The sequence below is a fragment of the Ruegeria sp. genome, assembly GCF_028066395.1.
Classification (GTDB): domain Bacteria; phylum Pseudomonadota; class Alphaproteobacteria; order Rhodobacterales; family Rhodobacteraceae; genus Ruegeria.
Genome location: NZ_JALCBM010000012.1, coordinates 2,872 through 16,206, shown reverse-complemented (window position 1 = coordinate 16,206; position 13,335 = coordinate 2,872). Strand labels below are relative to the sequence as shown.

Here is a 13,335-nt window from a genome sequence, read left to right as displayed (position 1 = left end):
TCAGTAATCCCTCGGCAGGAAGACCAGATCACTGACCGGTGCGTTCGATCCGGTCTCGGTCAGCATCTGATGCAATTGCCCCCGGTGATGCGTCTGGTGGTTGAACATGTGGATCACACATTGCGCATAAGGTTTTGTCACATCGGCCTCTTTCGCCGCTGAATACCAAGTGAAATCCCCGGTCAGAGGCGCATCGCCCAACGTCCCGGCCCAGACCGCAATCCGCGCGTCGATCTGTTCCCGCAGGGGCAGCCACGCCGCAAGATCCGCACAGAGCGAGACGCTTTCCGGTATCCCGCCCCCCGGCCCCTGCCCCTTGTCGAACCGGGAAATCCAGATCCAGTCGCCCCAGAGCAGATGATTGGCCGTGCCCATGATCGAGCCGAAGAACGCCCCGCGATCCCGGGTCAGTTCCGCCTCGGGCAATGCCTGCAGGAACCCGGCAAGCTGGTCGTTTTGCCAGCGGCCATAGCGGGCCATCTCGCGCGCATATGCTCCGGTGATCATCACTTTGGCCCGTGCCAATCGATCGGGCAGATTTCCGCGGATTTGCCGCCGAAATCCCAGACCCGCCCGTAATCGCGCACCTTGGATTTTGTCCCCCGCGCCACGATGATATCCGGCCCCATCCAGTATTTCGAGTTCGAGACCATCACCGGGTGTTCCGGGTCCTTGCCCGCCAGCATCTCGATCTCGCCCTGAATCTTGCGTCCGATCACGATGCGGCGCTTGGTGCCATCGCGTTCAATCTGAACCGGCGCGCGCTCGGCACCGATGATTTCGGAAACCAGCATGGTGAACAGACCCGTCGTGCCCCCCGCCTGCCCGCTGAAGATTTGCAGCAGCCCGTTATAGGCCTTGCCGCTGGCACGTTCATCCACATAGGCGGCAACCTTCCACTGCCCCTCGCCCATGCGGCCCGGGATATCGACCAGCAGGCCCACATTCAGACCCGAGAGGTCTTCGCCCTCGTAATGTCCCTCATCAATGATCACCCCCATCCAGGCGTGGCAATGCCCTTCAGTCGGCGGATGCGCACCCAGCGACACCACACAGGGGCAGAACACGTCGCAGGAGCAGTTGAGGATCAGCTCCCCCTTGATGGCCCAGTCCGTCGGGCTCATCTCGCGCCGTTTGGGGTTGGGCATCCGGCTGTCGATCCGCTGGCTGATGGGCAACCGGTCCGCATCGGGTTTCTTGTTCTTTGCCATCGGGTTATCCTCCGTAAATAAAGGGGTAGATTAGCAGGCCGATACCGCCTGCGATCAATGCAAAACCCATCGGTCGGGTCACGATATGGCCGATCTGGGGGAGCTTCTCCAAAACCATGAACAGGGTCGCCAGACCCATCCACAACAGGCTCATGACGCCACCGACAAAGCCAAGCGCCATGAAGCCCCAGCAGCAGCCGACGCAGAATGCGCCCAGCCCCAGCCCCATGCGCAGCCCGCCGGTAAAGCCTGTCTTCCAGTGGCCCAGAAAATAGGTCATCGGCGCGTGGCAAACGCCATGGCAAACCTCTTTCGTGCGGGTGAACTGGAACGCGCCGACCACGATCAGCAGCCCAGCGGCCAGATAAGGTGAGCGGGCAATGCCCAGCATGTCGACAGCGCCGCCAAACAACAGCGCCAGTTGCGCGCCGGTGATCAGGGCGGCAAATCCGACCCAGACCACGAGGTAACCCAGCAGAACGCCCAGCCATCCGGCCCGCGTCCCATTGGCGCTGCGGATCAGGTCCTCATAGCTGCGCAGGGTCGGCACCAAAGTCGGCAGCATCATCGCCGCCATCATGATCGCCCACATCCAGAACAGCGGCCCGAACTCGGCCATGGGCATATACATGTCCATACGCGGATCCATCGCCGCCATCGCCTGCCCCATCGGGCCGGGACGGCCGATCCAGTCCAGATCCATATCGCGGCTCATCGAGACCATCATCCACCACGACCACAGGATCGTGACATAGAAGCCCAACCAAAGACCTGACCGTATTAGGGCGCGACTCACCTGATCCTCCCGACTCATCTCCCTTGCAATTCAAATGTCAGACTTTTAAATGTCAGACAAATAAAAACGCACCTCGGACCCCTTTTGAAATGAAAATCGACCCCCAAAGCCCCGCCGACCTGTCCGCTCAGATCGCTCAGGCGATCCGGGATGCGATCGTCTCGGGCCGGCTGATCGTGGACGAGCGGTTGCCGTCGGAATCGGAACTGGCCGATCAGTTTCAGGTGTCCCGATCCACGGTGCGCGAGGCGCTGAAACGGCTGGCGGCGCAATCGCTGATCCGCACGCAGCGCGGGGCCTCAGGCGGAGCTTTTGTCAACCGGCTCAGCTTTCCAGACGCCTATTCGCAGCAGATCACCACCTCGACCCTGCTGCTGTCGATGAACGCGGTCAGTTTCGATACCGCGTGCGAGGCACGCTATGCCCTGGAACGCGCCTGCGCCCCGCTGGCGGCGCAGCGGCGCACGCCCGATCAACTGGCGACCATGCGGGCCGAGATTTTTCGGCAGGCGCAGCCGGGTCTGACGGATGAGGCATTCTGCGCCTCGGATGTGGCCTTTCACCGCGCGCTGGTCGATGGCGCGGGCAATCCGGTGCTGTCCTATCAACTGGCCGGTGCGGTCGAGGCGATGCAGCCGCTGATGAACATGATCACCTTCACCGAACGCTCACGCGAGGCGATTATTGCGCTGCATTCCAAAATCGCAGACGCGCTGGATGCCTATGATGCGGATACAGTGGACGCGGCGCTGGTCGAGCTTGAGACCTATACCCGCCAACTGGCCCGTGACGTGGCAGCCAAGCGCAGGCAGGCGGGCTGAGCTTCAAGCGCCCTTGTACTTTGAAACAAAACCCGCTTTGTCTGCCGCCAGCACAATCACGGAGTTTTCGAATGCAGGACAGCGCCCGCCCCACAGACATGCTGCGTCAGGGCAGAATCGACGATTGGCAGGCCGCCACGACCCATGCGTTCACGCGGGAACTGGCTGACGGGTCTTTGCCCGAACACAAGATGCGCTGGTATCTGCAGCAGGATTACCAGTTCGTTGACGGCTTTGTGCGTTTGCTGGCCAGCGCCATCGCCCACGCGCCCAGCCTTGCCGACAGCGTGCCCGCCGCACAGTTTCTGGCGGTGATCACCGGCCCCGAAAACACCTATTTCCTGCGCGCCATGCAGGCGCTGGACACCGCGCCCTGCTTTGACCCTGCGCCCGCGACCAAAGCGTTTCAGGATCTGATGGCCGAGGCCGCCTCCTCGGGCCGGTATGAGAACATGCTGGCGGTTCTGGTTGTGGCCGAATGGGTCTATCTGGACTGGGCCAGCCCGGTGCATCCGCCAAAGGATGACCTGCCCTTCTGGTTTGCCGAGTGGATCACCCTACATGCGGGCGACGGGTTCGAGGGCGTCGTGGGTTATCTGCGGGACCAGTTGGATCAGGTCTGGCCGACGCTGGATACCCCGGCCCAGGCCGAGGTCACGCGGCTGTTCCACCGCGCCGTCGAACTGGAGCGTGATTTCTTTGACGCCGCTTACGCGGCCTGAACCGGATAGAGGCCCGCCATGATCGCCATTCTGAACGCCCTTGCCGCCCTTCTGACCATCGGCTTTGGCCTCTTTGGCTTTCTGGCGCCCGCCCATACCGCGCAGGCGCTGGATCTGGCGCCCACCAACAGCACCATGGGGCTGAGCGAGATGCGCGCCTCGGTCGGCGGCTTGTTCGTCATCACCGGCCTCGCAGTGCTGTGGCTGAACAATCCGGTGGCATACATGATGCTCGGCGTGGTCTATGCCGGGGCCGCTTTGGGGCGGTTCGTGTCGGTTGCGCTGGACAATCCACCGCTGCTCAAGGCGCTGACCTTTGGTGGAATCGAGCTGGTTCTGGCCCTGTGGCTGATCCTGGCCAACATGAACAAAGCCACCTAACCCATTGGGATCATGTAACACGCAGCAAGCCATTCCGGGTTTGCATCTGCCCGGAACCTCACCTATATAGGATATGTCCTTCGGGACTATGGACATAAACGCGCTCGTAATAAGCGGATCGGACCCGGGGGCGGTACCCGGCGGCTCCACCAACCATCCTTCGTTTGAGGATTTTGGGGCCGAAACAGGATCGACGAACGTCTAAAGGGGTTAGCTTTGTCCCGGCTGTCTGCCACCGTTATCGGCGAAACTAGTACAATTGCAAACGACAATCGTGCTCCGGTTGCAGTTGCTGCGTAAGCAGTAACAAGACCGAAATCTAAGCCCTTGCGCCTAGCCGCGTAAGGCGGGGTTCGCAGGTACCTGGCAACAGAAACCTGCATTATTCCCCCTTATGTCTGCTTTTTTGCGCGATCTCATCTGGAATTCAGGCTTTGTTCATAACTCTGCGTCATCGTCCTGCAGGACTGACAGGAGAACTGAGATGACAAATTCCGACAGGTTGCGCGCGTGGTATTTCGAGGTTTGGGAAAAGGGTGATACCGAGGCGATCGATCAGTTTTTTGCCCCCGACACGATGGCCGATGGGCTGATCCCCGAAATGCAGGTCGGGGCCGATGATTTCCGCGATCTGGTGATGGCCTTCCGACATGTATTGGGTGAGATTTCGGTAGACCTGCCCAAGATCGTCGAAAATGGCGAATGGGTGTCCGGCATCCTGCATGTGCGCACCTCGCGCGCCGACAATGGTGCCCCGTTAGAGGTGACGGGTCAGGTCATGGCGCGGTTCAAGGGCGACAAGATGGTCGAGGCGTATAATCAGTTCGACTTTATCTCGCTGTTCGAACAGTTGGGGCAGTTTCCGCAGGACACTCTGCCCGTTTGCATGACGGGGCAGCGGCTGGATTGGGCCTGATCCGGGGCGGGTGATCTTGACGCTTTGGGGGCTTCCGCGTTAGCTGGGGCGCAAGGGGTAAGCTTGCGAACACCCCGTGAGGCGGCAGCCCAAGTTTCGCATGTATCCGACCTGATGACAGGAGACATGCCATGGCCGCCGCCAATGCGATCACCCCCCGCCAACTGACCCGATTGATCGGAACCCCCACCGCGCCGGTGCTGGTCGACATCCGCACCGATGCCGATTTTGACGACGACCCGAGGCTGATCCCCGGATCATTCCGCCTGCCCTTTGATGATCTTGACGGCATCCGTCAGCGGATCGGCGATCAGCCCTGTGTGATCATTTGCCAAAGAGGAAAGAAACTCAGCCAGGGCGCGGTGTCATGGTTGCGTGGTCAGGGACATCAGGCCGAATATCTTGAGGGTGGGCAGTATGCCTGGCGCGATCTGCCGGACGCGCCGATGGTGCCCTTTGCCGCCTTGCCCGCTCCTGCGCAGGGCAGCACCCTATGGGTCACCCGCCACCGCCCCAAGATCGACCGCATCGCCTGCCCTTGGCTGATCCGCCGCTTTGTCGACCCGCAGGCGCGGTTCCTGTTCGTGGCGCCCGCCGAAGTTCAGGGCGTCGCGGATCATTTCAACGCCACCCCCTTCGATGTCGAAAACACGTTCTGGAGCCATCGCGGCGACGCCTGCACTTTTGACACGATGCTGGATGAATTCTCTCTGCACATCCCGGCGCTGGACCGGTTGGCACAGATCATCCGCGCCGCTGACACCAACCGCCACGATCTGGCGCCCGAGGCGGCGGGGCTGCTGGCCCTGTCGGTCGGTCTGTCCCGGCAATACCGCGATGACCACGCGCAGTTGGAGGCCGGGATGCATCTTTACGATGCGCTTTATCGCTGGGCGCGGGACGGGTTTGATGAAACCCACGACTGGCCTGCGGGGCACGGCGCATGACCCCATCGACCAGCGAGCTGTTCCGGGTTTTCGGACGGATCGGCCTGTTATCCTTTGGCGGGCCGGCGGCGCAAATCTCACTGATGCATCAGGAGCTTGTCGAGCGCAGACCATGGCTGGACGAACAGACCTATCTGCGGGCGTTGTCCTTGTGCATGCTGCTGCCGGGGCCTGAGGCGATGCAGTTGGCAACCTATGCCGGTTGGCGTCTGCGCGGCGTGCTCGGCGGGTTGATCGCGGGTACTCTGTTCATCCTGCCCGGGGCGCTGATTATCGCAATTCTGGTGGGGCTTTACGCCGCCTATGGTGATCTGCCGCTGGTGCAGGCCGGGTTTCTGGGCGTCAAGGCCACGGTGATCGTGATCGTCCTGCAGGCCCTACGCAACCTGTCGCGCAAAGCCCTGATCGGCACCGAGCCCCGGATCATCGCCGCCTTGGCCTTTGTGGCCATTTTTGCGCTGAACCTGCCCTTTCCCCTGATCATCCTGACCGCCGCGATCTGGGGATTCGCCACCTCGCGATCCGAACCGCCAGCACCCAGCACACCCTCACCCACGCTGGCCCGTCCGGCCCAAACCGCAGCCCTTTGGTTGACCCTGTGGCTGGCCCCGCTGATCGCATTGGACCTCACCGGCTATGGCTTGCTCAGCGACCTAGGCTGGTTTTTCGCCAAGCTGGCGGTGGTGACCTTTGGCGGGGCCTATGCGGTGCTGGCCTATATGACCCAGACCGTGGTCGAGACCTATGGCTGGATCAGCACCGATCAGATGATCGACGCGCTGGGGCTGGCCGAAACCACGCCGGGGCCGCTAATTCTGGTCACCCAGTTCGTGGCCATGCTCAGCGGTCAGGTCGCCGGAGGCGCAGGTCTGGCGCTGGCCGCCGGGCTGGTGGCGCTGTGGGCCACCTTCGTGCCCTGTTTCCTATGGATCTTCCTGGCCGCCCCCTATCTGGACAAAATCGCCGCCCGCCCGCGCCCGGCGGCGGCGATGCGCGCCATCACGGCGGCGGTGGTTGGCGTGATTCTCAACCTCTCGGTCTGGTTCGGGCTGAACGTTCTGTTCACGCTTGTGCCGGGCGGGGCGTGGGGGCCGGTTTCCATCCCCCTGCCCGACCCGTCCACGCTGGATATCCGGGCGCTGATCCTGACACTCGGGGCCGGGCTGTTGATTTTCCGGTTGAAATCCGGTTTAGCGACCACATTGGCAGCAATGGTGCTGGCCGGTATGATGATACAGCTTTTGTAACCAATACGCCGCTGACCGGCCTTTCGTTTCCGCGTAAATCCCCTATGCTGAGAAGAACAAATTTCTGAGGAACACCCATGTCGCAAGACATTGACTACGGAACCCTGATGCACACGGCGATGCGCGGTCTGATCAAGACCGTTCTCAGGGGTGTGTCGGAAACCGGCCTGCCCGGTGCGCATCACTTTTTCATCACCTTCGACACCCGTCAGGAGGGCGTCGAAATCGCCGATTGGTTGCGCCAGCGCTACCCGGACGAGATGACCATCGTCATGCAGCACTGGTTCGAAAACCTTGAAGTGGGCGAAGACGGCTTTTCGATCACGCTGAATTTCGGCGACGCGCCCGAGCCGCTGTATATCCCCTATCTGGCGATCAAGACCTTTGTTGACCCCTCGGTCGAGTTCGGCCTGCGGTTCGAAAGCCCCGAGGATGAGGACGAAACCGATCAGATCGTCGAGGAGCCGATCGAGGTCGAGGTGGAAGAGGAAGAACCCCATCACGACGCCGATGTGGTCTCGCTGGACAGTTTTCGGAAGTAACAGATCAAACCCCGCCCGGCGCGGGGTTTATTCTTTTTGCAGGAAGGTTTCGACCGACCGCGATTTCACGCCGTTGCGGAATCGGGAAAAGGACAGATCCAGCCCGCCATCGGCCAGTGTCCGGTCGAATTGCTGCAGCTCATAGCCGCCATTTGCGTCGATAAACAGGGAAAACACTGTCAGAGTGTCGCCTTCGATCCGGCCCCAGACAAAGGGTTCGCCCTTCATCGGGTCCAGCTGCACCTCATGCCCGAACACATTGCGCTTCATCGCTGCCGAATAGACATCCGGACGGACCGAGGGCTGGAAATCGACCGAGAATTTCTCGTCCTTGACCCGCCCGTCCAGCTTGTAGGTCGTCGTGGTCCAACTGACATTGAACCCGTCCTTGGTTTCATGGATCGACACGCTCATGTCCCGGGGCGTTTCGGTGCCGTCCGCATCCACCACATTGGCCGAGCCGACATAATCTCCGAAAAACGCGTCGATACCGGCGGCAACCGCCTGCATTGACAGCGCGGCAAGCCAGAGCATCGCGACACCCGCGAGGGTCATCTGTCTGCCGGTGAATGATGCGCGCATGGGGGCCTCCGTCCTTCGTTCACCCTATATTAACTTTAGCCCGGTCCGGCACAATGGCACTGTTTTCGCTAACGCCCAATATTTGCCGCGCGCGCCTGTCTATACCTCTGACAGACATGCGTTTATGGTGCGCGCAACTGGCCGATTGCGTCGCGGCTGCGCGAAGGATAAACGGCATACAACTGCATACCAGACGGAGTGACAGATGTCTCAGACCCGCACCGAATCCGACAGCTTTGGCCCGCTTGAGGTCCCCGCCGACAAGTATTGGGGCGCGCAGACGCAGCGGTCGATCATGAATTTCCCCATTGGCTGGGAAAAACAGCCCGTTGCCATCGTGCGCGCGCTGGGCGTGATCAAAAAGGCCTGTGCGATGGAAAACAAATCCACCGGCAAGCTGGACGCCAAAATCGCCGACGCCGTCATTCAGGCCGCGGGTGAGGTGATCGAAGGCAAGTTTGACGACAACTTCCCGCTGGTCGTGTGGCAGACCGGGTCGGGCACCCAGTCGAACATGAACTCGAACGAGGTTATCGCCAACCGCGCTATCGAGATTCTGGGCGGCGTGATCGGATCAAAAGACCCGGTGCACCCGAATGATCACTGCAACATGGGCCAGTCGTCCAACGACACCTTCCCCACTGCCATGCATATCGCCACCGCGATGAGCGTGCGCGACGTGCTGCTGCCGGGCCTTGAAAAACTGGCCTCGGCGCTGGAGCAAAAGGCCGAAGAGTTCAAGGACATCATCAAGATCGGCCGCACCCATACGCAGGACGCAACGCCCCTGACATTGGGTCAGGAATTCAGCGGCTATGCCCATCAGATCCGTCAGGGCATCGCCCGCGTCCACGCCGCGATGCCAGGGATTTATGAGCTGGCCCAAGGCGGCACCGCCGTCGGCACCGGTCTGAACACGCAGAAAGGCTGGGGTGAGGCGGTCGCAGGCCATATGGCCGAGATCACCGGCCTGCCCTTCGTCACTGCGCCAAACAAGTTCGAGGCGCTGGCCGCCCATGACGCGATGGTCTTCCTGTCTGGCGCCTTGGCGACCATTGCGGGCTCTTGCTACAAGATCGCCAACGATATCCGCTTTCTAGGGTCGGGTCCCCGCTCGGGTCTGGGCGAACTGATCCTGCCAGAGAATGAGCCCGGGTCGTCGATCATGCCGGGCAAGGTGAACCCGACTCAGGCTGAGGCGCTGACGCAGGTTGCCGCCCATGTGATGGGCAACAATGCGGCGATGACATTTGCCGGATCGCAGGGCCATTTCGAACTGAACGTCTACAACCCGATGATGTCCTACAACCTGCTGCAATCGATCCAGTTGCTGGGCGACGCCACCGACAGCTTTACCGAACGCATGCTGCTGGGCATTCAGGCCAATGAACCGCGCATCGACAAGCTGATGAAGGAATCGCTGATGCTGGTGACCGCGCTGGCCCCGACCATCGGCTATGACAACGCCACCAAGGTCGCCAAGACCGCGCATAAGAACGGCACCACCCTTAAGGAAGAGGCCATCGCGCTGGGCTTTGTCGATGAAGAAACCTTCGACGCCGTCGTCCGCCCCGAACAGATGATCGGCCCCAAGTGAGGGTTTGGCGCAAAACCCTGTTGCTGTGCATGTGTCTGACCGGCACAGCAACCGCAGCCCGCGCCGATTTGTTCGAACTGATCGATGCACGGCTGGAATGGATGCGGGATGTGGCGGCCTATAAACACGCCAATTCCCTGCCGGTTGAGGATGTGGCGCGGGAACAGACCGTGATTGCCAAAACGCTGGAACAGGCGGCGGCGGCGGGTCTGGACCCGGCCACGACACAGGCGTTTTTCGAAGCGCAGATCGAGGCGGCCAAGGATATCCAATCCTGCTGGATTGCGCGCTGGATGGAGACCGAGGCCCCGGCAGAGTACCGCGATCTCAAGCAAGAGGTGCGCCCGGTCCTTCTGGACCTTGGCGGACAGATCATCGCCGCCTTGCCGGATCAAACGGTAGCCACATCCGAACGAGACGGGTTTGTCGCAGCCGTGCAGGTCGATTGCCTGTCGGATCAATCTCGCGACCGGATGTTCGACGCGCTGACCCAAGTGACCCGGTTGCAATGAGCACGCCCATCAACCTGAACCAGTATCGCAAGGCCAAGGCTAAGGCTGCGAAAAAGGCGCAGGCGGATGAGAACACGGTCAAGTTCGGCCGGACAAAGGCCGAGAAGGACTTAACGAACCGGCAAAGCGACAAGCAGCGTCGTGATCTGGATGGGCACGAGGTTGAGGAATGAGCGGACGGCCCATCAAACGCTCCCTGACCTTGAGAGGCCACCGAACCTCGGTGTCCCTTGAGGATGAATTCTGGCAGGCCTTCCGTGACATCGCACGGGAAAAACAGATGCCAATCAACGTGTTGGCATCCGAAATTGACGCGGAACGTGACCCGGAGACCGGGTTGGCCTCGGCCATCCGGGTCTATATCTTGAACCGTTACCGCAACCCCGAATGACCTCTTGCCAGATCGGCTGAACCCCGGTTAAGCTGCGCAGGAACAAAAAGGGTACGCCATGAGCCAGACCATCCCCGGCCCGGACGGACAGCCGCGTTGCACATGGTGCCAATCCGCGCCGGAATTCTTTGACTATCACGATCAGGAATGGGGATATCCGGTTGGCGAAGACCAGCGCCTGTTCGAAAAGCTGTGCCTTGAAAGCTTTCAATCCGGTCTCAGTTGGCGCACCATTCTGAACAAGCGCGAGAACTTCCGCCGCGCCTTTTGTGAATTTGATTTCAACAAGATGGCCATGTTTTCTGAAGCGGATGTCACCCGGCTGCTGGGTGATGCAGGCATCATCCGTCATCGTGGCAAGATCGAAGCGGTGATCAACAACGCCCACCGTGTGCAAGAACTGATTGCCGTCGAAGGCTCGCTGGCCGCCTATGTGTGGCGTTACGAGCCGGAAACGCCATCTGCCCCGCAAACCATGACGACCTCACCTGAATCGGTGGCGATGTCGAAGGACCTCAAGAAACGGGGATGGAAATTTGTTGGTCCGACGACCTTGTTTGCCTTCATGCAGGCCATGGGACTGATCAACGACCATGCCGAGGGCTGCATCGGGCGCGAAAAGGCGGCGCAGTTGCGCCGCCAATTCACCAAACCGGTTTAAACCGACGCGCGGTAGATTTTGTCGATATTGCCGCCAAGGGCTGCATTGAATTCCGCATCCGATTGCTGTTTCGACAGCCCTTCGGTCAGCGCGCGCGAGAATGAGGCGATCATTTTTCCGTTCTGCCCCAGCAGATCACAGGCCTGCTCGGTCGAATAGCCACCGGACAAGGCCACTACACGCAGCACCCGCGGATGATCGGCCAACGCGTCATAAAGGTTGGCCTGGCTCGGGATGGTCAGTTTCAGCATGACCTCCTGCCCTTCGGCCAGTTGGTCGAGGTTTTTCAGGATCTCACCCTTCAGAATATCCTCAGCCTCGGCCTTGGATTCGGAATGGATGTTCACCTCAGGCTCGACAATCGGAACCATGCCCGCGTCGGTAACCACACGGGCCACCTCGAACTGCTGCGCAACAACGGCGGCGATACCTTCGGCATTGGCCTCATGAATGACCGAGCGTTCCTTGGTCCCGAAAACCCCATCCGCCTTGGCCAGCGTGTCGGCCAGACCCGGGATCGGTTTCATCATCTGAACACCGTTCGCGGTATCCTCCAACCCCTTGTCGATCTTCAGGAACGGCACGATGCCCTTGGCCGACCACAGGTAATCGGCCACTTTGCGGCCGTCGATTTCCTCGGCCAGCGTGCGTTCGAACAGGATGGCGCCGATCACTTTGTCCCTGGTGAAATCGTCGGCCAGAATGATGCGGGCGCGCATTTTCTGGATCTCGCCGAACATCTCGGCGTCCGAGCTGTATTCCGACGCGTCAACGCCGTAAAGCGCCAGCGCCTTGGGGGTGGAACCGCCGCTTTGGTCCAGTGCTGCGATGAAACCCGCCCCTTCGGACATCTGCGTGCGCTGTTCTGCCTTGGACATAACTCTTTCCCGTTCTGTAATGATTCCGCGTTTTGTGACCGCATACAGCAAGGTCGGGAACAATGGTAGGTTGTTAGCGCTGAACCAGACGCAGGCGAATGCCATCGCGCGACCGCACCGTCAGATGCGCGACCGGAACCGGCATTTCCCCGCCGATTGTTTCCAGACGGTAGTGGCGCAGCAGCATGGACAGGATCAGCGGCCCCTCGACCATGGCAAAACCCGCACCGGTGCAGACACGCGGCCCGGCAGAGAACGGGATGTAAGCCTGCCGCTGGCAGGTCTTGCCGTTTTCCGTGCTCCAACGCGCCGGGTCGAAATCGTCGGGATTGTCCCACAGCCGTTCGTGCCGGTGCAGGTGCCACGGGCTGAGCACGATCTGCGCACCTTTGGGGACGTCGCGATTGCGGAACTGTTCCGGGCAGGTTGCCTCGCGCACCATCATAGGCACCGGGGGGTATAGCCGCAGCGCCTCGCGAAATACATCGCGGCTGAGGCGCAGTTGCGAGACCGTTGTGAAGGAGGGATCATCCAATGCCTTGGCTTCTTCCGCCACCCGGTCCTGCCACTCGGGATAAAGCGCCAGCAGGTATAGCGACCAGGCCAGGGCCGAGGCGCTGGTTTCATGCCCGGCCAGAAAGAAGATGGCGACCTGATCGACCATTTCAGCCGTGTCAAAGCCCTGCCCGGTTTCGGGGTCGGGTGTTGTCATGATCTTGGTCGCCAGATCGTCGGGCGCATTGCCAGTGGCGATCTGTGCGGCCCGCTCCGCCGTCAGCCGGGTGATCAGCGCGCGGATTTCACGGGCATTTCGGCACGTTCGGCGGGAATGAAACCGGGGCAGCCAGCGGGGCAGCGGGATAAAGGCCGCCAGATTCAACAGGGGTTGTTCCCGTTGATAGGCACGGAATTTTTCGAACACCTCCGCCGCCACCTCATGTTCGATGGGGACCGAGAACAAGGTGCGAAAGATCACATCGGCGGCGGCATGGCTGGTGATCTCTTCGATCTCAACAATCGAATTCGTTTGCGGTTGCAACCGATCCACGCAGGCCAGCGCAGCGGCCAGCATCGCCGGGAAGGTATCCTTCAGCCGCCCGCCAGCAAAGGCCGGGTCGATGATCCGGCGCT

The 13,335-nt window shown here is 61.0% G+C and carries 18 protein-coding genes and 1 other RNA gene; 13 read left to right on the top strand and 6 right to left on the bottom strand.

All coding sequences use genetic code 11. The features are described 5' to 3' along the window. Genes MPJ51_RS05880 through MPJ51_RS05870 form a run of 3 tightly spaced genes read right to left on the bottom strand, consistent with a single transcriptional unit; the run spans position 1 to position 2,025 of the window. Complete coding sequence (locus MPJ51_RS05880) at positions 1-507, bottom strand: DinB family protein (RefSeq protein WP_298383134.1); 507 nt, start codon at positions 505-507, stop codon at positions 1-3. Continuing rightward, a complete protein-coding gene (locus MPJ51_RS05875; protein WP_298383131.1) occupies positions 507-1,211 on the bottom strand; it encodes a DUF1326 domain-containing protein in 705 nt (234 codons plus the stop codon). Before MPJ51_RS05875 ends, MPJ51_RS05880 begins: the two co-directional genes overlap by 1 nt. Positions 1,212-1,215: 4 nt before the next feature. Beyond that, entirely contained in the window at positions 1,216-2,025 is an 810-nt protein-coding gene (locus tag MPJ51_RS05870) for a DUF2182 domain-containing protein (RefSeq protein WP_298383128.1), read from the bottom strand. A 71-nt stretch (positions 2,026-2,096) separates the two neighbouring features. On the opposite strand from MPJ51_RS05870, the gene MPJ51_RS05865 reads away from it, so the two are divergent. The 8 genes from MPJ51_RS05865 to MPJ51_RS05830 all read left to right on the top strand — a co-directional run bounded on the left by MPJ51_RS05865 (position 2,097) and on the right by MPJ51_RS05830 (position 7,583). Further along, positions 2,097-2,828 (top strand): FCD domain-containing protein, encoded by a 732-nt coding sequence (locus MPJ51_RS05865; protein ID WP_298383125.1) that lies wholly within the window; start codon positions 2,097-2,099, stop codon positions 2,826-2,828. Between the two features lie 71 nt (positions 2,829-2,899). Beyond that, positions 2,900-3,550: a TenA family protein gene (locus MPJ51_RS05860; protein WP_298383122.1), complete on the top strand. Its 651-nt coding sequence runs from the start codon at positions 2,900-2,902 to the stop codon at positions 3,548-3,550. Between the two features lie 18 nt (positions 3,551-3,568). Continuing rightward, positions 3,569-3,931 (top strand): DUF4345 family protein, encoded by a 363-nt coding sequence (locus tag MPJ51_RS05855; RefSeq protein WP_298383119.1) that lies wholly within the window; start codon positions 3,569-3,571, stop codon positions 3,929-3,931. A gap of 36 nt (positions 3,932-3,967) precedes the next feature. Then, positions 3,968-4,315, top strand: a transfer-messenger RNA (tmRNA) gene (gene ssrA, locus MPJ51_RS05850). Positions 4,316-4,415: 100 nt separating this feature from the next. After that, positions 4,416-4,847, top strand: a complete 432-nt coding sequence (locus MPJ51_RS05845) for a nuclear transport factor 2 family protein (protein WP_298383116.1) — start codon at positions 4,416-4,418, stop codon at positions 4,845-4,847. A 131-nt stretch (positions 4,848-4,978) separates the two neighbouring features. Then, positions 4,979-5,794 carry a sulfurtransferase/chromate resistance protein gene (locus MPJ51_RS05840; RefSeq protein WP_298383113.1) on the top strand — a complete coding sequence of 272 codons (816 nt, stop codon included), beginning with the start codon at positions 4,979-4,981 and terminating at the stop codon, positions 5,792-5,794. Next, positions 5,791-7,041: a chromate efflux transporter gene (gene chrA / locus MPJ51_RS05835; RefSeq protein ID WP_298383111.1), complete on the top strand. Its 1,251-nt coding sequence runs from the start codon at positions 5,791-5,793 to the stop codon at positions 7,039-7,041. The genes MPJ51_RS05840 and chrA overlap by 4 nt, the downstream gene beginning before the upstream one ends. Positions 7,042-7,118: 77 nt before the next feature. Next, positions 7,119-7,583 (top strand): ClpXP protease specificity-enhancing factor SspB, encoded by a 465-nt coding sequence (locus MPJ51_RS05830; RefSeq protein ID WP_298383108.1) that lies wholly within the window; start codon positions 7,119-7,121, stop codon positions 7,581-7,583. 27 nt (positions 7,584-7,610) lie between these two features. On the opposite strand, the gene MPJ51_RS05825 is transcribed toward MPJ51_RS05830, so the two are convergent. Next, entirely contained in the window at positions 7,611-8,165 is a 555-nt protein-coding gene (locus MPJ51_RS05825) for a hypothetical protein (protein ID WP_298383105.1), read from the bottom strand. A 205-nt stretch (positions 8,166-8,370) separates the two neighbouring features. Here MPJ51_RS05825 and fumC point away from each other — a divergent pair, with 205 nt between their 5' ends. The 5 genes from fumC to MPJ51_RS05800 are packed head-to-tail and all read left to right on the top strand — an operon-like array spanning position 8,371 to position 11,326. Beyond that, complete coding sequence (gene fumC / locus MPJ51_RS05820) at positions 8,371-9,762, top strand: class II fumarate hydratase (protein WP_298383102.1); 1,392 nt, start codon at positions 8,371-8,373, stop codon at positions 9,760-9,762. Next, the gene (aroQ, locus tag MPJ51_RS05815; protein ID WP_298383099.1) at positions 9,759-10,274 is read left to right on the top strand and encodes a gamma subclass chorismate mutase AroQ; all 516 of its coding nucleotides are present in this window, start codon (positions 9,759-9,761) and stop codon (positions 10,272-10,274) included. The genes fumC and aroQ overlap by 4 nt, the downstream gene beginning before the upstream one ends. After that, the gene (locus tag MPJ51_RS05810) at positions 10,271-10,447 is read left to right on the top strand and encodes a DUF4169 family protein (protein WP_298383097.1); all 177 of its coding nucleotides are present in this window, start codon (positions 10,271-10,273) and stop codon (positions 10,445-10,447) included. The genes aroQ and MPJ51_RS05810 overlap by 4 nt, the downstream gene beginning before the upstream one ends. Continuing rightward, positions 10,444-10,665 carry a ribbon-helix-helix domain-containing protein gene (locus tag MPJ51_RS05805; RefSeq protein ID WP_298383094.1) on the top strand — a complete coding sequence of 74 codons (222 nt, stop codon included), beginning with the start codon at positions 10,444-10,446 and terminating at the stop codon, positions 10,663-10,665. The genes MPJ51_RS05810 and MPJ51_RS05805 overlap by 4 nt, the downstream gene beginning before the upstream one ends. A gap of 58 nt (positions 10,666-10,723) precedes the next feature. Beyond that, positions 10,724-11,326: a DNA-3-methyladenine glycosylase I gene (locus tag MPJ51_RS05800; protein ID WP_298383091.1), complete on the top strand. Its 603-nt coding sequence runs from the start codon at positions 10,724-10,726 to the stop codon at positions 11,324-11,326. Here the strand turns inward: MPJ51_RS05800 and MPJ51_RS05795 are convergent. Beyond that, positions 11,323-12,204 carry a fructose bisphosphate aldolase gene (locus MPJ51_RS05795; protein WP_298383089.1) on the bottom strand — a complete coding sequence of 294 codons (882 nt, stop codon included), beginning with the start codon at positions 12,202-12,204 and terminating at the stop codon, positions 11,323-11,325. The genes MPJ51_RS05800 and MPJ51_RS05795 overlap by 4 nt on opposite strands. A 73-nt stretch (positions 12,205-12,277) precedes the next feature. Next, positions 12,278-13,335 (bottom strand): cytochrome P450 (locus MPJ51_RS05790; protein ID WP_298383087.1); only part of this gene is annotated, 1,058 nt, incomplete at its 5' end.